The sequence below is a fragment of the Hymenobacter plasmatis genome, from assembly GCF_020711255.1.
GTDB lineage: Bacteria > Bacteroidota > Bacteroidia > Cytophagales > Hymenobacteraceae > Hymenobacter.
This window is the reverse complement of record NZ_JAJFAW010000005.1, coordinates 197,971-221,577: the sequence shown is the minus strand read 5'-3', so window position 1 is coordinate 221,577 and position 23,607 is coordinate 197,971. Positions and strand designations below refer to the sequence as shown.

Annotated in this window: 20 protein-coding genes; 13 read left to right on the top strand and 7 right to left on the bottom strand. The window is 58.0% G+C overall.

What is annotated here, in order from left to right:
* Positions 1 to 188: 188 nt before the first annotated feature.
* The 3 genes from LJ738_RS05615 to LJ738_RS05605 all read left to right on the top strand — a co-directional run bounded on the left by LJ738_RS05615 (position 189) and on the right by LJ738_RS05605 (position 2,945).
* On the top strand, positions 189 to 1,076 hold the full coding sequence (locus LJ738_RS05615) for a 3-hydroxybutyryl-CoA dehydrogenase (protein ID WP_227785329.1): 888 nt from the start codon (positions 189 to 191) through the stop codon (positions 1,074 to 1,076).
* A 200-nt stretch (positions 1,077 to 1,276) separates the two neighbouring features.
* Positions 1,277 to 1,819, top strand: coding sequence for a peptide-methionine (S)-S-oxide reductase MsrA (gene msrA / locus LJ738_RS05610; RefSeq protein WP_227785328.1), 543 nt, complete (start codon positions 1,277 to 1,279; stop codon positions 1,817 to 1,819).
* Between the two features lie 205 nt (positions 1,820 to 2,024).
* Entirely contained in the window at positions 2,025 to 2,945 is a 921-nt protein-coding gene (locus LJ738_RS05605; protein ID WP_227785327.1) for an isoaspartyl peptidase/L-asparaginase family protein, read from the top strand.
* 151 nt (positions 2,946 to 3,096) lie between these two features.
* Here the strand turns inward: LJ738_RS05605 and LJ738_RS05600 are convergent, their stop codons facing one another.
* Positions 3,097 to 3,948 carry a 2,3,4,5-tetrahydropyridine-2,6-dicarboxylate N-succinyltransferase gene (locus LJ738_RS05600; RefSeq protein WP_227785326.1) on the bottom strand — a complete coding sequence of 284 codons (852 nt, stop codon included), beginning with the start codon at positions 3,946 to 3,948 and terminating at the stop codon, positions 3,097 to 3,099.
* A gap of 126 nt (positions 3,949 to 4,074) precedes the next feature.
* Between LJ738_RS05600 and LJ738_RS05595 the strand changes: the two genes are divergently transcribed.
* The 5 genes from LJ738_RS05595 (at position 4,075) to LJ738_RS05575 (ending at position 10,051) form a co-directional block, all read left to right on the top strand.
* Positions 4,075 to 5,184: a glycosyltransferase gene (locus LJ738_RS05595; protein WP_227785325.1), complete on the top strand. Its 1,110-nt coding sequence runs from the start codon at positions 4,075 to 4,077 to the stop codon at positions 5,182 to 5,184.
* 109 nt (positions 5,185 to 5,293) lie between these two features.
* Positions 5,294 to 6,304: a 3-oxoacyl-ACP synthase III family protein gene (locus LJ738_RS05590; RefSeq protein ID WP_227785324.1), complete on the top strand. Its 1,011-nt coding sequence runs from the start codon at positions 5,294 to 5,296 to the stop codon at positions 6,302 to 6,304.
* 126 nt (positions 6,305 to 6,430) lie between these two features.
* On the top strand, positions 6,431 to 7,129 hold the full coding sequence (locus LJ738_RS05585; protein ID WP_227785323.1) for a metal-dependent transcriptional regulator: 699 nt from the start codon (positions 6,431 to 6,433) through the stop codon (positions 7,127 to 7,129).
* A gap of 57 nt (positions 7,130 to 7,186) precedes the next feature.
* Positions 7,187 to 8,611: a tRNA uridine-5-carboxymethylaminomethyl(34) synthesis GTPase MnmE gene (gene mnmE / locus LJ738_RS05580; RefSeq protein WP_227785322.1), complete on the top strand. Its 1,425-nt coding sequence runs from the start codon at positions 7,187 to 7,189 to the stop codon at positions 8,609 to 8,611.
* Between the two features lie 147 nt (positions 8,612 to 8,758).
* Positions 8,759 to 10,051, top strand: a complete 1,293-nt coding sequence (locus LJ738_RS05575) for a citrate synthase (protein ID WP_227785321.1) — start codon at positions 8,759 to 8,761, stop codon at positions 10,049 to 10,051.
* 98 nt (positions 10,052 to 10,149) lie between these two features.
* On the opposite strand, the gene LJ738_RS05570 is transcribed toward LJ738_RS05575, so the two are convergent.
* The 6 genes from LJ738_RS05570 to lepA all read right to left on the bottom strand — a co-directional run bounded on the left by LJ738_RS05570 (position 10,150) and on the right by lepA (position 16,733).
* Positions 10,150 to 10,344 carry a DUF4177 domain-containing protein gene (locus LJ738_RS05570; protein WP_227785320.1) on the bottom strand — a complete coding sequence of 65 codons (195 nt, stop codon included), beginning with the start codon at positions 10,342 to 10,344 and terminating at the stop codon, positions 10,150 to 10,152.
* 47 nt (positions 10,345 to 10,391) lie between these two features.
* Positions 10,392 to 10,769, bottom strand: a complete 378-nt coding sequence (locus LJ738_RS05565) for a hypothetical protein (RefSeq protein ID WP_227785319.1) — start codon at positions 10,767 to 10,769, stop codon at positions 10,392 to 10,394.
* Between the two features lie 345 nt (positions 10,770 to 11,114).
* On the bottom strand, positions 11,115 to 13,091 hold the full coding sequence (locus LJ738_RS05560) for an OmpA family protein (RefSeq protein WP_227785318.1): 1,977 nt from the start codon (positions 13,089 to 13,091) through the stop codon (positions 11,115 to 11,117).
* A gap of 8 nt (positions 13,092 to 13,099) precedes the next feature.
* The gene (locus LJ738_RS05555) at positions 13,100 to 13,681 is read right to left on the bottom strand and encodes a 7-carboxy-7-deazaguanine synthase QueE (RefSeq protein ID WP_227785317.1); all 582 of its coding nucleotides are present in this window, start codon (positions 13,679 to 13,681) and stop codon (positions 13,100 to 13,102) included.
* Between the two features lie 201 nt (positions 13,682 to 13,882).
* Positions 13,883 to 14,794 (bottom strand): bifunctional 5,10-methylenetetrahydrofolate dehydrogenase/5,10-methenyltetrahydrofolate cyclohydrolase, encoded by a 912-nt coding sequence (locus LJ738_RS05550; protein ID WP_227785316.1) that lies wholly within the window; start codon positions 14,792 to 14,794, stop codon positions 13,883 to 13,885.
* Positions 14,795 to 14,945: 151 nt separating this feature from the next.
* Positions 14,946 to 16,733, bottom strand: coding sequence for a translation elongation factor 4 (gene lepA, locus LJ738_RS05545; protein ID WP_227785315.1), 1,788 nt, complete (start codon positions 16,731 to 16,733; stop codon positions 14,946 to 14,948).
* A 155-nt stretch (positions 16,734 to 16,888) separates the two neighbouring features.
* On the opposite strand from lepA, the gene LJ738_RS05540 reads away from it, so the two are divergent.
* The 5 genes from LJ738_RS05540 to LJ738_RS05520 all read left to right on the top strand — a co-directional run bounded on the left by LJ738_RS05540 (position 16,889) and on the right by LJ738_RS05520 (position 23,576).
* The gene (locus tag LJ738_RS05540) at positions 16,889 to 17,743 is read left to right on the top strand and encodes a hypothetical protein (protein ID WP_227785314.1); all 855 of its coding nucleotides are present in this window, start codon (positions 16,889 to 16,891) and stop codon (positions 17,741 to 17,743) included.
* A 149-nt stretch (positions 17,744 to 17,892) separates the two neighbouring features.
* Positions 17,893 to 18,306, top strand: a complete 414-nt coding sequence (locus LJ738_RS05535; RefSeq protein ID WP_227785313.1) for a GlcG/HbpS family heme-binding protein — start codon at positions 17,893 to 17,895, stop codon at positions 18,304 to 18,306.
* A gap of 59 nt (positions 18,307 to 18,365) precedes the next feature.
* Positions 18,366 to 19,592 (top strand): formaldehyde dehydrogenase, glutathione-independent, encoded by a 1,227-nt coding sequence (gene fdhA, locus LJ738_RS05530; protein ID WP_227785312.1) that lies wholly within the window; start codon positions 18,366 to 18,368, stop codon positions 19,590 to 19,592.
* A 108-nt stretch (positions 19,593 to 19,700) separates the two neighbouring features.
* Complete coding sequence (locus tag LJ738_RS05525; RefSeq protein ID WP_227785311.1) at positions 19,701 to 23,117, top strand: methylmalonyl-CoA mutase family protein; 3,417 nt, start codon at positions 19,701 to 19,703, stop codon at positions 23,115 to 23,117.
* An 84-nt stretch (positions 23,118 to 23,201) separates the two neighbouring features.
* On the top strand, positions 23,202 to 23,576 hold the full coding sequence (locus LJ738_RS05520; RefSeq protein ID WP_227785310.1) for a hypothetical protein: 375 nt from the start codon (positions 23,202 to 23,204) through the stop codon (positions 23,574 to 23,576).
* The last annotated feature ends 31 nt before the right edge of the window (positions 23,577 to 23,607 follow it).

Below are 23,607 nucleotides of genomic sequence, written 5' to 3'. Positions count from 1 at the left end.
TGAAGAAGGTGAAAGAAAAAAGAAGTGTCTCTGCGGCTTTGTACGCGGGCTCGTTTAAAAGGATATAATAAATGAAAAAATATTTTTGCGGATGCAAACAAAAACGCCCCTTACCAATGGTGCCGTAGCTTTGTTGTCCTGCTCAACTGAGCTTTATATCCTTCTCTCCCACACTTTTTCCGCTAGTTATGAATGTAGCCGTTATCGGTTCCGGCACCATGGGCAATGGCATTGCTCACGTCTTTGCACAACACGGTTTTTCCGTCGCGCTTATCGACATCAGCCAACCCGCCTTGGACCGCGCCCTGGCCACCATCACCAAAAACCTGGACCGCCAGGTAGCCAAAGCGACGCTAAGTGAAGAAGATAAAGCGGCTACCCTGGGCCGCCTTCGCACTTCTACTTCTTTGGAAACCGGCGTGGCCGGCGCGGGCCTGGTGGTGGAAGCTGCGACCGAAAATGTGGACCTGAAGTTGCAAATCTTCCGCGACCTCGACCAGTATGCGCCCGCCGATGCCATTTTGGCGTCGAATACCTCCTCCATTTCCATTACCAAGATTGCCGCCGTCACCAAACGCCCGCAGCAAGTAATTGGCATGCACTTTATGAACCCCGTGCCGATAATGAAGCTGGTGGAGGTGATTCGGGGCTACGCCACGTCCGATGCCGTGACGCAGCAGGTAATGGAATTGTCGCGAAAGCTGGGTAAAACTCCCACCGAAGTGAATGATTACCCCGGTTTTGTGGCCAACCGCATACTGATGCCCATGATTAACGAGGCCATCATTACGCTATTTGAAGGCGTGGCCGGCGTGGAGGAAATTGACACCGTGATGAAATTGGGCATGGCCCACCCCATGGGGCCGTTGCAACTCGCCGATTTTATTGGGCTGGATGTGTGCCTGGCCATCTTGCGGGTGCTACACGACGGCCTGGGCAATCCCAAATATGCCCCCTGCCCGCTGCTGGTAAACATGGTAATGGCCGGCCGCCTGGGTGCCAAATCCGGCGAAGGCTTCTACCAATACACGGCAGGCTCTAAGGACCTGGTAGTGGCAGAACGGTTCCGGCGCTAGGTTATTGAGCTGATTTCGACGTTCCCAAATCATTCCAGCGAACGCAACTAAGCTAAATTGCCATTACAGAACGACACGCTACCGATTGTGGCATGTCGTTCTTATTTCTAAAACTGGGTTTCTGTACGCTGTAAGGAAATAACCTGGAACACGTCTATTGAGTTGTAATTGAAATTAGACAAGAATCAAACTCCCTACTTATGGAACATGCAACATTTGGAGCCGGCTGCTTTTGGTGCGTCGAAGCGGTTTTTCAAAATCTGAAAGGGGTTGAAAAAGTGGTTTCCGGTTATGCGGGAGGTCGCATTAAGAACCCAACCTACAAGGAAGTGTGCAGCGGCCTGACCGGGCACGCGGAGGTAATTGATATCACGTTCGACCCCTCCATTATCAGCTACAAAGAGCTGCTGGAAATCTTCTGGAAAACGCACGACCCGACCACTCTCAACCGCCAAGGGAATGACACCGGTACGCAATACCGCTCGGTGATTTATTACCACAACGACGAGCAAAAACAGCTTGCCGAACACTACAAGCAGAAACTCAACGAGGAAAAAGCATTCCCGAACCCGGTGGTAACTGAAATTACCGCGGCTCCCGAATTTTATCCCGCCGAAAACTATCACCAGAACTATTTCAACCTGCACGGCCACGAGCCTTATTGCCAATTTGTGGCTCGCCCCAAGGTTGAAAAAGTAAAGGCTTTGTTTGGCGATAAATTAAAAACCGGCGCTGCTATTTAATTAATCCGGTTACAATTCGAGTTAAAAAAGGCCGTTTCGCTTTCCAGCGGAACGGCCTTTTTTTATGTTGCCTAACATTGGGCCAAAAAAGTTGGGCTATGACATGTCTTAATCATTAAGGCATTAGCCAGCCGACTTGTTAAGCTCAACAAAACCAAATCTTGCCCCCTAAGTAGAAGCCACACCACAACCTCTACTTAGCATCATGGGAAAATATGTTTTATTAATTCATGGCGGCGCGGTAAATACCGACCCTTCTACAATTCCGCCGGAAAAGGAAGCCAAGCTGAAAGAAGGCTTGGAGCAGGCCTTGCAAGCGGGTTGGGAAATCCTGAATCGGGGCGGCACTGCCCTCGATGCCGTGGAAGCGGCGGTGATGAGCATGGAGGACAATGAGCTGTTTAATGCCGGGCGCGGGGGCATGTTTAACATCAACGGCGACGTGGAAACCGAATCCTCTATTATGGACGGGTTCACGCTGCGCGGCGGCGCCGTGAGCGGGCTCAAGTTGGTGAAGAACCCGGTGCGGCTGGCCCGGCTGGTGATGGAGAAGTGCAAACACACCTTTCTGACCGCCGATGGCGCCCATGAGTTTGCCCTGTCGCAGGGCCTGACATTGCAGGACCCCAGCTACTTCAAAACGGACCAACAGCGTCAGGAATGGCTGGAAATCCTGCAGCAGGCTGAGGTAGAGCACGCCGGCAAGCACGACACCGTGGGAGCAGTGGCCCTCGACCAGCACGGCAACCTGGCCGTGGCCACCTCTACCGGCGGCATCGAAGGCAAGCTCCGGGGCCGAGTGGGCGACAGCTGCATCTACGGTGGCGGCAGCTACGCCAACAACGAGGTATGCGCCGCCTCCTGCACCGGCGACGGCGAAATCATCATGCTCGCAGCTTGTGCCCACGAAGTGTACGCCCTGTGCAAATACAAGAAGCTCACGATAACCAAAGCCGCCCGCGAGGCTGTGGGCATGTACGCCGATAAGCTGGCGGGCGACCGGGGCATCATCGCGCTCGACCCCGAAGGCAACATCGCCATTGAATCCAACACCAATGTCTTTCGCCGGGCTTACCGGGTCGAGGAAGAAGAGCTTTTTATAGACATCTGGATGGACAAAGAATAAATGTGAATTGAGCTGAATTGGCTCAACTTCCATTTAGCTGTCCGCAACAATTAAAAAGGCCACTCATGCGAGTGGCCTTTTTAATTGTTGCTATTTAATCGCCTGCTAATTCTTATGCGGAATTATTATAATCCCGAAAGAAGCCGCTGGATTATACCGAAACGCCAAAATCACGCAGGGCGTCATTGAGCGACGTTTTCAGGTCCGTGCTGGGCTTGCGCTGGCCGATAATCAAAGCACAAGGCACCTGGTATTCGCCGGCGGGGAACTGCTTGGGAATTGAGCCGGGAATAACCACGGAGCGGGGCGGCACATAGCCGCGGTACTCCTTGGGCTCGGCACCGGTTACGTCTATAATCTTGGTACTGCCGGTGATGGTAACGCCCGCGCCAATCACGGCTTCTTTGCCAATGCGGCAGCCTTCGACCAGGATGCTGCGCGAGCCGATGAAGGCTCCGTCTTCGATGATGACCGGCGCGGCTTGCACTGGCTCGAGCACGCCGCCCAGGCCCACGCCCCCGCTCAGGTGCACGCCTTTGCCAACTTGTGCGCAGGAGCCCACCGTGGCCCAGGTGTCCACCATGGTGCCCTCGCCCACATAGGCGCCGATGTTGGTGTAGCTGGGCATCAGGATGACGCCGGGGGCCAGAAACGCGCCGTAGCGGGCCACGGCCGGTGGCACCACGCGCACCTGCTGGCCGGCGTAGTCGGTTTTGAGCAGCATTTTGTCGTGGTACTCAAAGGGGCCGACTTCCTGCGTGTTCATCTGGCGGATGGGGAAGTAAAGTATCACGGCCTTTTTCACCCACTCGTTGATGGTCCACTCGCCGCCGTCTTCGGTGGGCGGGGTGGCTACGCGCAGGCGGCCTTTGTCCAGCTCTTCGATGACGTGCTCGATGGCGGCTTTGGTTTCGGGGGTCTGGAGCAGGGCGCGGTCGGCCCAGGCGCTTTCAACGAGGGTTTGCGTGGCCGAAAGGCTGAGGGTGGAGGTTTGGTCGGGCATGAGGTATGGCGGCTGGCGCAAGATAAATAAGGGCAAAACTAGCATCTTTGGCCCGTGCTTGGCTCGGGTTCGTCTCAATTAGTGGTTCTGCTGGCTTCCGTTTTGAAACCGGTTGACGATACCCGTATGTGGGGCAAATTTGCCGAAACCCTGCGCAGCCGGCCCAATACGGAGGTTCACGTGGCCGGGCGCGGCAGCCCAGCCGGCAAAACCAGCGCTGACAACCAGGCCGAGGGCGTTCACCAGCACGCCATTTTTAACGGGTCGCGGCTCAGCCTGGCCCGGCTCGGTGCTCAGCTTAACTACTGGCGGCTTTTGCAGCAGCTGGCCCCCAGCGTGGTTATCGTGCATGCGCCGGAGCTCTTGCCCCTTACCATGCTGTGGCAATGGTTGGCGCCCGGCCGCAAATTCATGTACGACATCCGCGAAAACTACGCGCTGAACGTATCTACCCAGCACGTCTACCAAGGCATGACCCGCCGCTGGCTGGCCGCGGGCCTGCGCTGGGTTGAGTCATTGGCGGCTGGCCGGGCGGCCGGGATTATTCTGGCCGAAGCCAGCTACGCCGAGGAGCTGCCATTTTTAGCAGCCCAGCCCAACGGCCGCGTCGTCGTGCTGGAAAACAAATACCAGCCCGGCCCCGGCGAGCCATTGCCAACCCAGCCCAAGCGGCTGCCCTTTCCGGAGATGCCGCTCCGGCTTCTTTTTTCGGGCACCATCTCGGAGCTCAATGGGGTGTGGGAAGCCATTGCGCTAACCCAGCAGCTCCAGTATGCCTGGCCGGGCGGCGCCCAGCTCACCATTATGGGCTTTTGCCAGCAGCCGGCCTTGCTCCGGGAGCTTGAGGAGAAGGTAGCCCAACATCCCTCTTGGCTTAGCCTGAGCGGCGGCGCGGTGCCGGTGCCGCACGCGGCTATCGTGGCGGCCATCCAGCAAAGCCACCTAGGGCTGCTGCCCTACCGGCCCCACACCAGCACGGAACGCTGCCGCCCCACCAAGCTGTTTGAATACCTGGCCCACGGCCTGCCGGTTATCGCCTCGCCCAACCCGCTGTGGCAGGCGCTGCTCCAGAAATACGGCGCCGGCCTGGAGCTGGACTTTGCCAAACCGGCCGACGGCCCCGCCCTGGTGGCCAGCTTGCGAAGCAGCAATTTTTATCCTTTAGGCATACCCACCGAAGTTCTGTGGGCCGAGGAAGGCAAAAAATTGTGTCTTTTGCTGGATTCTCTCGTTTAACCTGCCACCTTTGCCCCCATTTTACGTCAGCTGTGCAGCTTGACCTTAGCCGGCCCTGGCCGCTGCATCTCACTTTCACTCCGAATTCCCACTCCTTTTTTCGTCATCCATGGCAACCCTACGTCACTCTTACATTGCCGGTGTCGGCCACTACGTACCCAGCCGGGTAGTTACCAACGCCGAGCTTGAGCCGATGATGAACACCTCCGATGCCTGGATTCAGGAGCGGACCGGCATCAAGGAGCGGCGCTGGTTTGAGGAAGGGAAAGACACCACGGCCAACATGGGCGCCAATGCTTCCCGCAAGGCCCTGGAGATGGCGGGCGTGACGCCCGACGACGTGCAGCTGATTGTGTTCGCCACGCTCTCCCCCGATTACTTCTTCCCGGGTTCCGGCGTGCTGCTGCAGCGCGAGCTGGGCATGACCAACAACGCGCCCGCGCTCGACGTGCGCAACCAGTGCTCGGGCTTCATCTACGCCCTGTCGGTAGCCGACCAATTTATCCGCACCGGCATGTACGACACCGTGCTGGTGGTGGGCTCCGAAATCCACTCTTCCGGCCTCGACAAGTCGGCCGAAGGCCGCACGGTGTCGGTCATCTTCGGCGATGGCGCCGGCGCGGTAGTGCTGCGGCCCAGCACGCAGGACGGCCAGGGCATTCTCAGCACCCACCTGCACGCCCAGGGCGAGCATGCCGAGGAGCTGATTGTGAAGGAGCCCGGCTCCAACCGCAACAACCGCGTGCAGTACGTACTCGATAACCCGCAGGAGCTCTACCCCTACATGAACGGCCAGAACGTGTTCAAGAACGCCGTGGTCCGCTTCCCGCAGGTCATTAAGGAAGCGCTAGACCAGAACAGCCTGCAGGCTTCCGACATCGACATGCTCATCCCGCACCAGGCCAACCTGCGCATCACCCAGTACGTGCAGCAGAAAATGGGCTTGTCCGACGACAAGGTGTTCAGCAATATCCAGCGCTACGGCAACACCACCGCCGCCTCGGTGCCCATTGCCCTGAGCGAAGCCGTACAAGAAGGCAAAATAAAACGCGGCGACCTGGTTTGCCTGGCGGCGTTCGGCAGCGGTTTTACCTGGGCTTCGGCCTTGCTGAAATTCTAAGGGCTTTTTTAGAGAGCCGAGTGTTATTGTCGAAGCATTTTTAGCCAGCGGCGCGAAATAGTTGAGGGGTGTAAGAACTCCGCAACGCGGTGCGGCATTTAAAGAAACTACCCAGGCTCGGCCCGCATGAATCCTACCACCCTGCCAGCGCTACCCTCCAAGCTGCCGAGCCACACCGAGGAAAACTACCTGAAGGCCATCTATAAACTGGCCGAGGCAGAGCCGGACACGGCGGGCGTGAGCACCAACCGCATTGCCGCGGCCCTGGACACCCGGGCTGCCTCCGTCACGGATATGCTCCGCCGCCTCGCCGACAAAGGCCTTCTGGCGTATGAGCGATACCGCGGCGTGCAGCTCACCACCGAGGGCCAGCGCGTGGCCCTACTCACCATTCGCAAGCACCGCCTCTGGGAAGTGTTCCTGGTGCAGCAGTTGGGCTTCAACTGGGACGAGGTGCACGAAGTAGCCGAGGAGCTCGAGCACGTGCAGTCGCCGCTGCTCATGCGCCGCCTCGATGCCTTCCTGGGCTTCCCGGCACTGGACCCGCACGGCGACCCCATTCCGGCCGAGGACGGCGCCATGCGCCGGCCCACACACCGCCTGCTGGCCGACCTCGAAGTGGGCGAGCGGGGCACTCTGGCCGCGGTCAAAAATACCACAGCACCCTTCCTGCAGTACCTCGACAAAGTTGGGCTGCAGCTCGGCGCATTGGTTGAAGTATTGGATAAGGTTGTATTTGATAATTCATTCGAAATCAGAATTAACCGGGAACGCACCACATTGATTTCAGCCGAAGTGAGCTGCAATTTGTTTGTAACCGAATAGCCTTTCCCACGGAATAGCCAGCTCAATTCGCGGCATCCAACATCTTCCAATACTTCCGTGGTTCAAACCATTTTTTCCGATACCATTGTCGCCTTGTCGACGCCTCCCGGCGCGGGCGCGTTGGCAGTGGTTCGCCTGTCGGGCCCGGCGGCCATCGCCATCACGGCTTCGGTTTTCTCCAAGAAAAGCTTGCCCAACGCCGCGGGCCATACCCTGCACTACGGCACCCTGCGCGACCCCGGCACGGGAGAAATCCTGGACGAAGTAGTAGCGGCGCTTTACCGCAGCCCGCGCTCGTTCACCCGCGAAGACGTAGTAGAAATCAGCTGCCACGGCTCCGACTACGTGGTGCGCCAGGTGCTGGGCCTGCTCCTGCGCCAAGGCGCCCGCCTGGCCGAAGCCGGCGAGTTTACCAAGCGGGCTTTTCTGAATGGGGCCATGGACCTGGCCCAGGCCGAAGCCGTGGCCGACCTCATCGCCTCCGACTCGGCCCTGAGCCACCGGGTGGCGCTGAACCAACTGCGGGGCGGCTTCTCGCAGGAGCTGCGCGAGCTCCGGGCCCGGCTCATCAAGTTCGCGGCCTTGCTGGAACTTGAGCTGGATTTTGGCGAAGAAGACGTGGAGTTTGCCGACCGCACCGGCCTGGCCCAACTCCTGAATGAAGTGCGCGGGGTAGTGGCCGGGCTGCTCCACTCCTTCGAACTCGGCAACGTCATCAAGAATGGCATTACCGTGGTCATTGCCGGGCGGCCCAATGCCGGCAAGTCTACACTGCTCAATGCCTTGCTACGCGAGGAGCGTGCTATTGTGTCGGCCATTCCGGGCACCACCCGCGACTTTATTGAAGACGAGGTCAGCATCGACGGCCTCCGGTTTCGCTTCGTGGACACCGCCGGCCTGCGCGACAACCCCGCCGATGAGGTTGAGGCCATTGGCGTGAGCCGCACCCGCCAGCGCGTGCGCCAGGCCGCACTGCTGCTTTACCTGTTCGACCTGACCGAAATGACGCCGGCGGAGGTAGTGGCCGAAATCCAGGAGCTCACCACGGGCCTGGCCTTGCCGGTGCTGGCGGTGGGCAACAAAACCGATTTGGCGACGCCTGAGGCTCAAGGCACTTTTTTAGCTCAATTTCATTCAGCGCAGGCAGGCTTGGCCAGTTCCACGCCCCTGGTGCTGGTGGCTGCCGGCCAGAAGCGTGGTTTGGAAGAACTGCAGACGGCATTGCTGACCGAAGTGCGCGGCTCCACGCTGGAGAACACCGCTTCGGCTACCATCGTGACCAATGTGCGCCATGCCCGCGCACTTGAAACGGCCGCCGCGCACCTCATGGCAGTCCAGGCAGGTTTGGATACCGGTCAGGGCACCGAACTGCTGGCCGCCGACCTGCGCCACGCCCTGGCCGCTTTGGGTGAGATTACTGGGGAAATATCTTCCGAAGACCTGCTCACCAGCATTTTCACGCAGTTCTGCATCGGCAAATAACTGATTAGCTCAATACCTATCTCCTTTTTATCGAACCTGCACGCTAGTTATCCTGTACTAATGCCGGGTCGAATAGCCGGAAAATTTCCCGGCTCACGGCTTATGCCTTAGTTTCGCACTGAAATTCCCCTCACATCCCTCCCGCCCATGGCAGAATCTGCTGAACTTATCCTCGACGGCAAATCTATTAGCTTGCCCGTCATTGAAGGTACCGAACACGAAAAGGCGTTTGACATCGGCAAGTTGCGTGACCAAACCGGTTATGTCACCCTCGATTCAGGCTACAAAAACACCGGCGCCACCAAAAGCGCCATCACTTTCCTCGACGGCGAGGAAGGCATTCTCCGCTACCGGGGCTACCCCATCGAGCAGCTGGCCGAAAAGTCGAGCTTTCTGGAAGTAGCTTATCTGTTGATTTATGGCGCCCTGCCCACCGAGGCTGAGCTGAAGCATTTCAACGGCCAAATCACCAAGCACACGCTGGTGCACGAGGACATGCGGAAGATTTTCGACGGTTTTCCCTCGGCCACACACCCCATGGCCATCCTGTCGTCGCTCATCTGCGCGCTCACGGGCTTCTATCCCCAGAGCGTGTCGCCCGACCTCAGCCCCGAGGAAATGGAGCTGAACATCATCCGCCTGCTGGCCAAAATGCCCACCATCGCGGCCTGGACTTACAAAAACAACATGGGTCACCCGCTCAACTACCCGAGCAACGACCTCGACTACTGCGCCAACTTCCTGTACATGATGTTCAGCTTCCCCACCGAGAAGTATGAAATCAACCCCGTAGTAGTAAGCGCTATCAATAAGCTGCTCATCCTGCACGCCGACCACGAGCAGAACTGCTCCACCAGCACCGTGCGCCTCGTAGGCTCGGCAAATGCCAGCCTGTACGGCTCGGTTTCGGCTGGCATCAACGCCCTGTGGGGCCCCCTGCACGGCGGCGCTAACCAGGAGGTGATTGAGATGCTGGAAGCCATTCAGGCCGACGGCGGCGACACCAGCAAGTTTATTGCCAAGGCCAAGGACAAGAACGACTCGTTCCGCCTCATGGGCTTCGGCCACCGCGTGTACAAGAACTTCGACCCCCGCGCCACCATCATTAAGAAGGCGGCCGACGAGGTGCTGCAAGCCCTGGGCCTGCAAGACAGCCCGCTGCTGAAAATCGCTCAGGAGCTGGAGCAAGCCGCCCTCACCGACCAGTACTTCATCGAGCGCAAGCTGTACCCCAACGTTGACTTCTACTCGGGCATCATTTACAAAGCCCTGGGCATCCCCACCGAGATGTTCACGGTGATGTTTGCCCTGGGCCGCCTGCCCGGCTGGATTGCCCAGTGGAAGGAAATGCGCGAAAACAAAGAGCCCATCGGCCGCCCCCGCCAGATTTATACCGGCGAATTGGAGCGTGACTACGTACCCATGGCCGAGCGAGCCTAAGCTCAAGCCCGCTTAAAAGGCGAAAGGCCCACGAAACCAAATTTGGTTTCGTGGGCCTTTCGCCTTTTAAGTCGACCAGTTAGAATTTATCGCCTGATTTACGATGAAAGCTCCCGCTTCAGCGTGATGAGCAGCCCTCGCGTGCGGTTTGAGGTGAAAATAGTATCCACGACGGACACCACCTCCCACCCTTCCCTGCCCATGCCATTCAGATGGTTGGTTAATTCCTGGAAGTCAATGCCGCTGAAAAAGCCGCTAACGGTATCCAGCAGACGGTATTCGAACTGTTTCATAAATGCAGGATGGTGGCCCCAACCTCGGTGGGGCCACTGCTAAGCAATTACTTCAGGCTGTGTGCGGTAAAGTTGGTGCGGAGCGACTGGTAGGCCACCAGCTGCTGCGGCTTGAGCAAGTACATCAGGTCGCTTTCGTAGCGCTGCTGGGCCCACGAGAGCTGGGCGTCACGCTCTTCGGCGCTGGCGCCATTGAGGAGAATCTCCAGGTCACGGCGCTCAGTGAGCATGTTCAGGTGCAGCTGCTTCACGGCCACGTACTGCGCCTCGTTGAAATGGATGCGGTTGGCCAGGGCCCGGGTAAGCGTAGTAGCGCGGCTAATCATGGCCTGCGAATAGGCGCCATCGCCGGGTCCACCTGCTACAGCAGCCGAAGCCGAACAAACACTTGCCGTAATGCAGGCAGCCAGGAACAAAGTTTTCATGGGTAGTAGGTAATGGTGAAAAGATGAGTGAATGGCCAATTCGTTGGTGATTGACTGGACCAAACGTAAGCACAATATTTTTTTGAATACAAATAATTTTTTTTGGCACTTTTTTAACCAACCAGTTTCTTTGCCTACATATAAATAACTCATTTATAGCCCCTTGTTTTAATTAGAAAAACTCCGCAATGAGACAAAAAAAAAGCCCGCCAACGGGCGAGCCATATTTTTTTGAGCGCAAATCCTATTATATTTCCACTTATCTAAAGTATTACTTTAAGTAAAATCACGATGTCAGCCTTTTCGCTAAGGTTGCCTCAATGCTGTGGTTTGCCCCAAAACTGCTTAAAGGATATGAAGCTCGATGCGGCGGTTGAGCTGGCGGTGGCCTTCGGTGTCGTTGGCAGCCAGCGCATGGCCCTCGCCGTACCCTTTGGAGCGCAGGCGATTGGGCGAAATGCCGTGGCTGGATAGGTAAGCCACCACCGACTGCGCTCGCCGCTCCGATAACTGGAGGTTGGCCTCGGGCGTGCCCACGTTGTCGGTGTAGCCCGATACCTCGATTTGCACGTCCCGGTATTGCCGCAAAAACTCAATGAGCCGGTTCAGCTCCGTGCGCGACTGCGGCTTCAGGTCGTACTTATTGGTATCAAAAAACAGGTTGTTCAACACCACGCTGCGCCCCGAGCGCACCGGCTCCAGGTAAATGTCCAGCGTTAGCGGGTCGAAGGTGTGCTGGTCAGTATAATCGAAGCTGAGGCTTTTGAGCAGGTACTTATCGGCGGCCGCGTACATGGCGTAGTGGTGCCCTTCGTTCAGCACCACCGTGTAGTCTCCATACTCCGGGTCAGAGGTCACGAACTGCGTCAGCTCGTCGGTTTCCACGTCGTATAGCTTTACCTCGGCCTTGAGCGGTTTTTTGGTGATGGCATCAAACACGCGGCCCTGGGTATAGGTACTGGTTTCGCGGGCTTTCACCGGCGCGGGCACCGAAAAGCTAAACAGCTCTACGGGCCGCTCGCGCGACATGCGGGCCCCATTCAGCGGCTCATCCGACACGCGGCTGCGCGAACAAAAGCCTTTCTGATTGTCCGAGGTTATGAAGAGCGAGGCTTCGTTTTCGAAGGTATTGAGCGGGTAGCCCAGGTTGCGGGGCTCGCTCCACTTGCCGGTTGCGGTTTTCTCGCACCGAAACACGTCGAGCCCACCCATGCCCACCAGTCCATCGGTCACGTAGTAGAGGGTGGTGCCGCTGGCGTGAATAAACGGGGCCATGTCCTTGCCTGGCGTATTTACGGGGGTGCCCAGGTTCTTTGCCGCGCTCCAGTTACCATCGGGCTGAAGAGTAGTTATGTAAATATCTTCCTGGCCTTGGCCACCGCGGCGGGTCGAGGTGAAGTACAGCGTGCGCCCATCGGCCGATAGGGTAGGCTGCGAGTCCCACTCCGTGGAGTTGACGTTGGTGCCGAGGTTTACGGGCTTGCTCCAGTTGTTACCGGTACGGCGCGAAATGTACAGGTCGCAGTTGCCAATGGCCTTGGGCCGGTCGCAGGAAGCAAAAACCAGGGTTTTGCCATCGCCCGAAATTGAGCCGGCTCCCTCGTTGTAGCTCGTGTTGATGGCCGGCGATATCGATACTGGTGCCCCAAACGAGCCGTCCTTGTTTTGCCGGCTTACAAATAAATCCTCGCCACTGCTGGCGGCCGGGCGGCCCGTGAACAGTAGGAAGCGGTTGTCCGCCGTCAGGGCTGGGAAGTACTGAAACTTAAAGCTGTTCATTGGCGCGGGCAACGGCACGGGCGCCTCGCCCACGGGGTGCTTCATGGCCTCAAGTGCAAACTCACAGGTCAGCAGCTGGCGCTGCGATTTGGCCAGGTTCTTCTGCGTTTTGGGGGCAACTTTCAGCAGCTGCTTGTAGGCATCCATTGCCGTTTGGTACTCGCCGTAGCTCAAGGCCAGGTCACCGAGCATTTGGTATTCCGACGCATGTACCGCATCTGTGGGCACTTTGGTGAGGCCGTCGCGGTAGGCGGCCAAGGCTCCTCGGTTGTCGCCAATGGCTTTCAGCAACGAGCCTTTCAGCAAGTAAGGCTCCCCGAAAGAGGGGAACTTCTCGTTGAGCTGGTTTAGCGTCTCGATGGCCTTGATAAAGTCCCGTTCCTTGGTTTGCTGCTGGGCTTTCTCAAGCAGGTTGCGGGCCTTGGTGTTGGTGGGCGTTTGCACCTTGACGGGCAACTGGCTCCAAGCGGTTTCCGCCGTGGCCAGCCACAACAGAAACATCATTCCGAGGCGGAACGCCCCCAACACTGAATTGCAACGCATAGGATAGGCTACGGGATGTCAAGGTATTTGTGGGTTTGAAGCGACACCTGCCAGCGCGGGTGCTGCTTCACATACTCCACCAGTTCGGGCGTCATGCGAGCCGCGCGGCTCCATTCCGGCTGTAAGTATAGGCGGGTGCTGGCGGGTACCAGCGCCGCGTGTTCTTCGGCCCATGCAAAATCGTGGCCATTAAACACGACCACCTTTAGCTCATGGGCCGCCGCCAGCACATCGGGCAGCGGCGCTTTAAACTTTTTAGGCGAAAGGCATATCCAATCCCAGGTGCCGGAGAGCGGGTGGGCGCCCGAGGTTTCGAGCCAGGTGCGGCAGCCCGCTGCCTGCAGGGCCGCCGTGAGTGGGCCCAGCTCGTGCATCAGCGGCTCGCCGCCGGTAATCACCACATCGCGGCCCGGGTGCGCCAGCACAGCATCCACCAGCTGGGCAACTGATTGGCGGGGGTGCGCATTGGCATCCCACGACTCCTTTACGTCGCACCAATGGCAGCCCACGTCGCAGCCGCCGAGCCGAATGAAATAGGCTGCCCGGCCGGTGTTGTAACCCTCGCCCTGGATGGTGTAAAACTGCTCCATAACAGGCAGCATTACGCCGGCTTCCGAAGCGGCAGTAGCACCACTCGGTGCAATAATATCAGAAGAAAGTATACTCACAGGAATCATAACGAAAATCGACAGAAAGCTAAGCTTACTGAACGCTGGCACAGGAACACACCGTTCCCAATGCCGGACTTTAAAAGTACGGTTTGCGGATAGCTTAACCAAATATTCCAAAAATCAGCTTCCTAATTTGGGATATATTTCGCCTTTGGCGGCGCGTAGGGTGTTCAACAACAGCATGGCAATGGTCATCGGGCCCACGCCCCCTGGCACCGGGGTAATGGCTGAAGCCAAGGGAGCTACTTCCGCAAAGTTCACGTCGCCTTTTAGGGCATAGCCACTCTTCTTGGTCGCGTCGGCAACGCGCGTTGTGCCCACATCAATCACCACGGCGCCGGGCCGCACCATGTCGGCCGTCACAAACTCGGGCCGGCCAATGGCGGCCACCACGATGTCGGCCGTCCGACAGATTTCGGCCAGGTTCTGCGTGCGAGAATGGCATAAAGTAACAGTGCAGTTCGCCGTATCCAAATTTTTGGCTAACAGAATGCTAACCGGCGTACCCACGATATTAGAACGACCAATAACCACGCAGTGTTTGCCACTGGTTTTGATACCCCAGCGGCTGAGCAGCTCTACAATGCCGGACGGGGTGGCGGGCAGCAAGGCCGGCAATCCGGCTACCATACGCCCTATGTTCATCGGGTGAAAGCCATCCACGTCTTTCTCCGGCCGAATGGCTTCGATGACTTTCTCAGGGTTGATGTGGGCCGGCAACGGCAGTTGCACAATGAAGCCGTCAATCTCGGGGTCGTTGTTTAGCTCGTCAACTTTAGCCAATAGGTCCGCCTCGCTGATGTCGTCTTCGTAGCGTAACAGGGTGGATTGAAAGCCTACCCGCTCGCAGGCCAGCACCTTGTTGCGCACATAGGTTTCGGAGCCTCCGTCGTGGCCCACGAGGATGGCGGCCAGGTGCGGCACCTTTTCGCCGGCGGCTTTCAGGGCTGCTACCTCAATAGCAATTTCGGCCTTGATGTCCTCGGCGGTTTGTTTGCCGTCGATGAGGTTGTTGGTTTGAACTGGGCTCATAAAGTGGCTGTCATCCTGAACACCGCGAAGGACCTTTTCACGCCTCGCGCCGCATGGGTTTGTAAATTCTGACGAAAGAGGCCGTGATAAGATGCTTCCTTCGCTAGCGGGACCATAAAAAAAGAGCGGCCCGAAAGCCGCTCTTTACAAATCAATCGATTTTCAAAACTGCCAGGAAGGCTTCTTGCGGAATTTCGACAGAGCCCACGGAGCGCATCCGCTTCTTGCCTTCTTTCTGCTTTTCGAGCAGCTTGCGCTTGCGGCTGATGTCGCCGCCGTAGCACTTGGCAATAACGTTTTTGCGCAGGGCCTTGACGGTTTCACGGGCGATAATTTTCTGGCCGATGGAAGCCTGAATGGCAATATCGAACATCTGGCGGGGCAGCAGCTCGCGTAGCTTCTCGCAGAGGCGGCTACCCCATTGGTAACTCTTGGAGCGGTGCACGATGGCCGACAGGGCATCGACCTTTTCGCCGTTCAGCATCACATCGAGCTTCACCATATCGGCTTCGCGGAAGCCTATCAGCTCGTAATCGAGCGAGGCATAGCCACGGCTGATGGTTTTGAGCTTGTCGAAGAAGTCGAATACGATTTCGGAGAGCGGCAGCTCGAAAGTCATTTCCACCCGCTCGGAAGTGAGGTAGGACTGGCCCTTGATGATGCCGCGCTTGTCCATGCACAGCGTGATGATGGGCCCCACGTATTCCGCAGCCGTAATAATCTGCGCCTTGATAAAGGGCTCTTCGATGAGCTTAATCAGGTTCGGCTCCGGCATTTCGGATGGCGCGTTGATGGTCAGCATCTGGTCCTTGGTGCCGATGGCGTGAAACTGCACGCTGGGCACCGTGGTAATAACCGTCATGTTGAACTCGCGCTCCAGACGCTCCTGCACAATTTCCATGTGGAGCATGCCCAGGAAGCCGCAACGGAAGCCGAAGCCCAGCGCCACCGACGTTTCGGGCTCCCACACCAGCGAGGCATCGTTGAGCTGGAGTTTTTCCATGCACGAGCGCAACTCCTCGTACTCGGTGGTTTCGACGGGGTAGATACCGGCGAATACCATCGGCTTCACATCGGCAAAGCCCAGAATAGCTTCGGTGGTGGGCCGTGCCACGTGCGTAATCGTGTCGCCCACTTTCACTTCGCGGGCTTCTTTGATGCCCGAGATGAGGTAGCCCACATTGCCGGCGCTCATTTCCTGGCGCGGCTCCTGGTTCAGGCCCAGAATGCCGATTTCATCGGCGCCGTACTCCTTGCCCGTGGCCATGAACTTCACCTTGTCGCCCTTACGCATCGTGCCGTTCTTGATGCGGAACAGGACTTCGATACCGCGGTATGAGTTATAAACCGAGTCGAAAATCAGCGCCTGCAATGGAGCTTCCGGGTCGCCTTTGGGGGCCGGAATGCGGTCGCAGATGGCATTAAGAATGGCTTCGATGCCGATGCCGGTTTTGCCCGAGGCATGGAGAATATCCTCCGGCTTGCAGCCGATAAGGTCCACGATTTCGTCAGTTACCTCCTCCGGCATGGCGTGGGGCAGGTCAATTTTATTGAGCACCGGAATGATTTCCAGGTCGGCCCCGATGGCGAGGTACAGGTTGGAAATAGTCTGGGCTTCGATGCCTTGCGAGGCGTCCACAATCAGCAGGGCGCCTTCACAGGCGGCAATGCTGCGGCTCACCTCGTAGCTAAAGTCGACGTGGCCAGGGGTGTCAATCAGGTTCAGCGTGTAGATTTCCCCTTTGTAGGGAAACTGCATCTGGATGGCGTGGCTCTTGATGGTGATGCCGCGCTCGCGCTCCAGGTCCATGTTGTCGAGCAGCTGGGCCTGCATGTCGCGCTTGGCCACGGTGCTGGTAAACTCAAGCAGGCGGTCAGCCAACGTGCTTTTACCGTGGTCGATGTGGGCAATGATGCAAAAGTTACGAATATTCTTCACAGAGGGCAGTTTTTCAGTCCGCGAAGGTACGAACCGTAGGGCGCAAAAGCCAGCCGGGAGCCATTTGGCCGTCCCGGGGCAGCCTAGGAACAATTGGGCTGAGCTGCTTAGTTTTGCCGATTCGCCTTATTTTATGCGATTTGTAAAGTCCGCCTATGCAACCGGAAACCGCTACGCCGTCGTCGGCTCCTCAGCAAACCAATACAAGCAAGTTCCTGATTTCCGCCCTCAACGGCACGGCCTTGTATGTATTGGCTTACTACCTGGTGTGGGGCCTGCACCAGGCGGCGAAGATGGAAGTATCACTCTTTTACGAGCTCCGCGGCCGCTGGAACCCCAGCGTTATCACTTATAGCTTGGCCGACAATGAGTGGTTCAGTGCGGCCGTCATCGCCGTATACAGCGTGGGGCCAGCGGTTTGCTTCCTATTAGGGATAGGCGCGTTCTGGTGGTTCTGGCGGCAAAAACGGGCTCAACGCGGCCAGATGAAGCTGCTTTTGCTCTGGGTGGCTTTTCACAGCTGCAACGCGGTATTTGGCGCCTTGCTTGCCGACACGTTTACGCATTCGGGATTCTGGTACGTGCCCGACTGGGTGCTGCGCATGGGCAACGTGGCGAACGTGCTGCTGGCCATTATTGCCGGCTTGGTGCAACTGGCCCTGGGCTACTTTGCGGCCGTGGCTTTCCTGCAGGCCCACGACTCCCGCACGGTGATGCGCTACGAAAACCGGCGGCTCATGGTGGTTTTTACCTTGTTTATCCCCTGGTTGGCCGGGGGCATCTTTATCGCCCTCACCAAGGTCCCGTATTTTACGCTACACGAAGGCCTGCACTTATTAATGATGGGCCTGCTGATACTGCCCCTAGCACTTAGCTGTCAGAACGAGGTGTTTTCGGAAACGGTGCGCCGCCCCAAACCAACGTATGTCGCCTGGGGTCTGGTTGGGCTGGCTGTGGTAGTGGCGATAGCCTGGCGCCTGGCGCTGAGCCCGCCGGTATTATTTGGCTAAGGTGCCGGGGTAGCCATGGGTAAAGGAGAACTCTGGCGAAATTGGTAGCTGGGCCGTCGTAACCAAATGCCAGGACTGCGAGTTGGGTTAAGAACACTGCCCCGCCTCTGGGGCAGCACACCCTTTTCCCTTCTTAACCAACCAGCACTATGGGCATTACCCTAGCACAAGCACAAACGGCCCTCCAGGCCGCTCACCAGAAAGCCATTGAGCTGAATGTCAAGATGAACATCGCCGTGGTCGATGCGGGCGCCAACCTCGTGGCTTTCATTCGCATGGACGACGCTTGGCTGGGTTCGCTCGACATCTCCATTAAGAAGGCCAAAACGGCCCGCTTTTTCGACATGCCCACCGGCGAAATCGGCAAGATTTCGCAGCCTGGCGGCGCCCTGTTCAACATCGAGCATTCCAACAGCGGCCTCATCACGTTCCCCGGCGGCATCCCCATCCCGGGGCGTAGCGGCGGCTTTATGGGCGCCATTGGCGTATCCGGTGACTCGGTCGAAAACGACCACGCCGTAGCCCAAGCCGGCGTGCAGGCCTTAGCCCAACCAGCCCAATAACCACCGCGCCGCGACTGGTCCCTGACAGGTTTTTCTCTCACTCCTAATTTCCTATAGCTATGGCAAACAATCGAGGCGTAGTGTACCTGGGACCCGGCAAAGTCGAGGTTCAAGTCATAGATTTTCCGGAGCTGAAAAACCCCAAGGGCCGAAAAATCACTCACGGGGCCATTTTGAAAGTGGTGTCCACCAACATCTGCGGTTCCGACCAGCACATGGTGCGCGGTCGGACCACGGCAGCACCTGGCCTGGTGCTGGGCCACGAAATCACGGGCGAGATCATCGAGACCGGCGACGACGTGGAGTTTCTGAAAAAAGGCGACCTGGTGTCGGTGCCGTTTAACGTGGCCTGTGGGCGCTGCCGCAACTGCCGCGAGCAGCAAACCGGCATCTGCCTGACCGTGAACGAGGGCCGCGCCGGTGGCGCTTATGGCTACGTCGACATGGGCGGGTGGGTCGGCGGGCAGGCCGAATATGTGATGGTGCCCTACGCCGATTTCAACCTGCTGAAATTCCCGGACAAGGCCCAGGCCATGGAGAAAATCCGTGACCTGACAATGCTGAGCGACATTTTCCCCACCGGTTTCCACGGCGCCATCCGCGCCGGCGTGCGGCCGGGGGCCACGGTGTACATCGCCGGGGCCGGGCCAGTTGGGCTGGCGGCCGCCGCTTCAGCTCAATTACTGGGCGCGGCCGTGGTAATTGTGGGTGACCTGAACCAAGCCCGCCTGGCCCACGCCCGCTCCTTCGGCTGCGAAACCGTGGACCTGACCAAGGATGCCACCTTGGCGCAGCAAATCGCCCAGATTCTGGGAGTACCTGAAGTTGACTGTGCAGTCGATTGCGTGGGGTTCGAAGCCCACGGGGAGGGCCGGACGGCGAAGGAGGAAGTGCCCGCTGCCGTGCTCAACTCGCTCATGGAAATTGCTCGCGCCGGTGGTTCCATCGGCATTCCCGGGCTGTACGTAACCGCCGACCCAGGCGCGCAGGACAAGGCCGCGCAGAAGGGCAGCTTGTCCATCCGTTTCGGCCTGGGCTGGGCTAAGAGCCACTCTTTCTATACCGGCCAGACGCCGGTGTTGAGCTACAACCGCCAGCTCATGCAGGCCATTTTGTACGACAAGGTGCAGATTGCCAAAGCCGTAAACGTGGAAGTTATTACGCTCGACCAAGCCCCCGAAGGCTACGCCGAGTTTGATAGCGGGGTGGCCAAGAAGTTTGTGCTGAACCCGCACAACCTGATTCCCAACGCCAAGCCCAGAGCTAAAGAAAAAGCGGCTGCTTAGGCTCCCAAACATTCCTATCCTTCCGTTTCAAAAAGCCCCGGTGCCACCGCGCCGGGGCTTCTTTCGTACCTTCACCCCGTCAAATTCCCACTCGCTACTCCCCTGCTCATGCAAGCTCCCGTTGCGCCCTACAAGCCCAAAAACCACGTTCGCATTGTCACCGCTGCCGCGCTGTTCGACGGCCACGACGCGGCCATCAACATCATGCGCCGCATCATTCAGAGTAGCGGCGCCGAGGTGATTCACCTCGGCCACAACCGCTCGGTGCAGGAAATCGTGGATTGCGCCATTCAGGAAGATGCCCAGGCCATTGCCATCACCAGCTACCAGGGCGGGCACAACGAGTACTTCAAGTACATGCACGACCTGCTGAAGGAGCGAGGCGCGGGCCACATCAAAATCTTTGGCGGCGGCGGCGGCGTGATTCTGCCCACCGAAATTGCCGAGCTGCAAGGCTATGGCATTACTCGCATCTACTCGCCCGACGATGGCCGCGCCATGGGCCTGCAGGGCATGATTAACAACCTGCTGGAGCAAGCCGACTTCCCCACGGGCCAGAACCTGAACGGCGAGGCCGGCCACGTGAAGGAGAAGGACGCCCGCAGCATCGGCCGCCTGATTTCGGCGGCGGAGAACTTTCCCGAGGAGTTTGAGCGCGTGAAAAGCGAATTGGTAGCCGAATTTCAGCTCAACGAAAACAACCAGAACCAGGAGCTGAGCACTAGGCACTCCGCTCCCATTCTTGGCATTACGGGCACGGGCGGCGCAGGCAAGTCGTCGCTGGTGGATGAGTTGGTACGGCGCTTTTTGATGGACTTCCCGGATAAGACCATTGCCATTATTTCCGTCGACCCCAGCAAGCGCAAGACGGGCGGCGCCCTGCTCGGCGACCGGATTCGGATGAACTCCATCAACTCGCCGCGGGTGTACATGCGCAGCCTGGCCACGCGTCAGAGCAACTTGGCCCTGTCGCGCTACGTGCAGGACGCCGTGGATGTGGTGCGCGCCGCCAACTACGACCTGATTATCCTCGAAACCTCCGGCATCGGCCAGTCCGACACCGAAATCATCGAGCACTCCGACGCCAGCCTGTACGTGATGACGCCCGAGTACGGCGCGGCCACGCAACTGGAGAAAATCGATATGCTCGATTTCGCCGACGTCATTGCCCTGAACAAGTTTGACAAGCGCGGCGCGCTGGATGCGCTGCGCGACGTGCGCAAGCAGTACCAGCGCAACCACCAGCTGTGGGACAAGCCGGTGGACGAAATGCCCGTGTTCGGCACCATCGCCTCGCAGTTCAATGACCCCGGCATGAACCGCCTCTACCGGGCCGTACTCAAGATGCTGGAAACCAAAACCGGCGCCACCTTCGCCTCTCACCTGGAAACCACCACGTCGGATTCGGAGAAGATTTACATCATCCCGCCGCACCGCACCCGCTACCTCTCCGAGATTGCCGAAACCAACCGCGCCTACGACCAGCGCGTGCGCGAGCAGGCCCAGATTGCGGAAGTAGCCGGTGCCTTTGCCAAGCTAGAAGAGCACTACCGCGCCGAGAAAAAAGACGGCGACAGCTCGGTGGAAGAGTTTAGCAAGAACAAGCAAACCCAGCTCCGCCGGCTCGACGCCGACAGCCAGGCCATTCTGGAAAACTGGGAAAACACCCTGCAGAACTACCGCAATCCGGAGTACGTGTACTCGGTGCGCGGCAAGGAAATCCGGGTACAGACGCACACCAAGTCGCTCTCGGGCAACATGATTCCGAAGGTGGCCACGCCGCGCTACACTGGCTGGGGCGACCGCCTGCGTTGGGCCATGCAGGAGAACTTCCCCGGCGAATTCCCCTACACGGCCGGCGTGTTCCCATTCAAGCGCGAGGGCGAAGACCCCACCCGCATGTTTGCCGGCGAGGGCGGACCCGAGCGCACCAACCGCCGCTTCCACTACGTGAGCATGGGCCTGCCGGCCAAGCGCCTGAGCACGGCCTTCGACTCGGTGACGCTCTACGGCGAAGACCCGGATTTGCGGCCCGACATCTACGGCAAAATCGGCAACGCCGGCGTGAGCATCGCCTGCCTCGACGACGCCAAGAAGCTCTATTCGGGCTTCAACCTGGCCAACCCCAGCACGTCGGTTTCGATGACCATTAACGGGCCAGCCGCTACACTGGCGGCGTTTTTCATGAACGCTGCCATCGACCAGCAGTGCGAGCTATATATCAAGGAGCACGGGCTGGAAGCTGAGGTTGACGCCAAAATCGACCAGATATATGCGGAGAAGAACCTGGCCCGCCCCCGCTACCAGGGCGAATTGCCCGACGGCAACGACGGCCTCGGCCTGATGCTGCTCGGCGTGACCGGCGACCAGGTGCTGCCCGCCAACGTGTACGCCACCATCAAAGCCAAAACCCTGACGCAGGTGCGCGGCACCGTGCAGGCCGACATTCTGAAGGAAGACCAGGCCCAGAACACCTGCATCTTCAGCACCGAGTTTGCCCTGCGCCTGATGGGCGACGTGCAGGAATACTTCATCCAGCAGAAGGTGCGGAACTTCTACTCGGTGTCCATCTCCGGCTACCACATTGCCGAGGCCGGCGCCAACCCGATTACGCAGCTGGCCCTCACGCTCTCCAACGGCTTCACGTTTGTGGAGTACTACGTGAGCCGCGGCATGAGCGTGAACGACTTCGCACCCAACCTGAGCTTCTTCTTCTCCAACGGCATCGACCCGGAGTACGCCGTGATTGGGCGGGTGGCGCGCCGCATTTGGGCCAAAGCCATGAAGCTGAAGTACGGCGCCGATGCCCGCAGCCAGATGTTGAAGTACCACATCCAGACCTCGGGCCGCAGCCTGCACGCTCAGGAAATCGACTTCAACGACATCCGCACCACGTTGCAGGCGCTGTATGCCATCTACGACAACTGCAACTCCCTGCACACCAACGCCTACGATGAGGCTATCACCACGCCCACCGAGGAATCGGTGCGCCGGGCCATGGCCATTCAGCTCATCATCAACCGCGAGCTGGGGCTGGCCAAAAACGAAAACCCGCTGCAAGGCTCCTTTATCATCGAGGAGCTAACCGACTTGGTGGAAGAGGCCGTGCTGCTCGAATTTGACCGCATCACGGAGCGCGGCGGCGTGCTCGGGGCCATGGAAACCATGTACCAGCGCGGCAAAATCCAGGAGGAGAGCATGCACTACGAGATGCTGAAGCACACCGGCGAGTACCCCATCATCGGCGTGAATACCTTCCTCTCGTCGAAGGGCTCGCCCACGGTAGTGCCGGCCGAAGTCATCCGCGCCACGGAGGAGGAAAAACAGTACCAAATCGACATGCTCACCCTGCTACACCAGCGCAACGCCGACCAGGCACCGGCGCGGCTCAAGCAGCTGCAGCAAGTTGCAGTAGTCAACGGCAACCTCTTCGCCGAGTTGATGGAAACGGTGAAATACTGCTCGCTCGGGCAGATTACGAATGCACTGTTTGAGGTCGGCGGGCAGTACCGGCGGAATATGTAGGTTTTTGCTGCAATAACTTTATCCAACTAAATGAACGGGTGTTGCTAATTGCTAGCAACACCCGTTTTATCTTCATTAGAAGACATGACCTTTCAAGAGTCGCTAAAGAACACCAAACTCGATTTATCCAAAATAATAATCATCCCGAGCGGTGGCGGCACTAGTTTGAACTATGACTTTGATATAAACCCAAGAGACTTTTTAAAATACGCCAAAGAAGATATCAGTACTAAAGAATCTCGTGGCATTATAAACAGCATATCAAACGCTAAAAGAGCAATTGATTGCCAGATTGATACTGTATTACACAATCTTGGAATTGAATATCATAAGATACCAAAGTCAGTAGAAACCTTTGTAAAATGCTTTGACCTTGCTAATGACACTTCATTCAAATCCAAATTAATCAGCGCACTGAATTTGGCACCAAATTTTTTGGTGAGGAAACCAGAGTTGTAAGACATAAGCTTGAGCATTTTTACAAAACGCC

Coding starts and splice junctions, on each gene's coding strand:
- msrA (WP_227785328.1), top strand. CDS start 1,277: ATGGAACATGCAACATTTGGAGCCGGCTGCTTTTGGTGCGTCGAAGCG.
- LJ738_RS05550 (WP_227785316.1), bottom strand. CDS start 14,794: ATGAGCCCAGTTCAAACCAACAACCTCATCGACGGCAAACAAACCGCC.
- LJ738_RS05540 (WP_227785314.1), top strand. CDS start 16,889: ATGCAACCGGAAACCGCTACGCCGTCGTCGGCTCCTCAGCAAACCAAT.
- LJ738_RS05520 (WP_227785310.1), top strand. CDS start 23,202: ATGACCTTTCAAGAGTCGCTAAAGAACACCAAACTCGATTTATCCAAA.
- LJ738_RS05560 (WP_227785318.1), bottom strand. CDS start 13,091: ATGCGTTGCAATTCAGTGTTGGGGGCGTTCCGCCTCGGAATGATGTTT.
- LJ738_RS05585 (WP_227785323.1), top strand. CDS start 6,431: ATGAATCCTACCACCCTGCCAGCGCTACCCTCCAAGCTGCCGAGCCAC.
- LJ738_RS05535 (WP_227785313.1), top strand. CDS start 17,893: ATGGGCATTACCCTAGCACAAGCACAAACGGCCCTCCAGGCCGCTCAC.
- LJ738_RS05595 (WP_227785325.1), top strand. CDS start 4,075: ATGTGGGGCAAATTTGCCGAAACCCTGCGCAGCCGGCCCAATACGGAG.
- LJ738_RS05600 (WP_227785326.1), bottom strand. CDS start 3,948: ATGCCCGACCAAACCTCCACCCTCAGCCTTTCGGCCACGCAAACCCTC.
- LJ738_RS05525 (WP_227785311.1), top strand. CDS start 19,701: ATGCAAGCTCCCGTTGCGCCCTACAAGCCCAAAAACCACGTTCGCATT.
- LJ738_RS05605 (WP_227785327.1), top strand. CDS start 2,025: ATGGGAAAATATGTTTTATTAATTCATGGCGGCGCGGTAAATACCGAC.
- fdhA (WP_227785312.1), top strand. CDS start 18,366: ATGGCAAACAATCGAGGCGTAGTGTACCTGGGACCCGGCAAAGTCGAG.
- LJ738_RS05555 (WP_227785317.1), bottom strand. CDS start 13,681: ATGGAGCAGTTTTACACCATCCAGGGCGAGGGTTACAACACCGGCCGG.
- LJ738_RS05570 (WP_227785320.1), bottom strand. CDS start 10,344: ATGAAACAGTTCGAATACCGTCTGCTGGATACCGTTAGCGGCTTTTTC.
- LJ738_RS05590 (WP_227785324.1), top strand. CDS start 5,294: ATGGCAACCCTACGTCACTCTTACATTGCCGGTGTCGGCCACTACGTA.
- LJ738_RS05615 (WP_227785329.1), top strand. CDS start 189: ATGAATGTAGCCGTTATCGGTTCCGGCACCATGGGCAATGGCATTGCT.
- LJ738_RS05565 (WP_227785319.1), bottom strand. CDS start 10,769: ATGAAAACTTTGTTCCTGGCTGCCTGCATTACGGCAAGTGTTTGTTCG.
- LJ738_RS05575 (WP_227785321.1), top strand. CDS start 8,759: ATGGCAGAATCTGCTGAACTTATCCTCGACGGCAAATCTATTAGCTTG.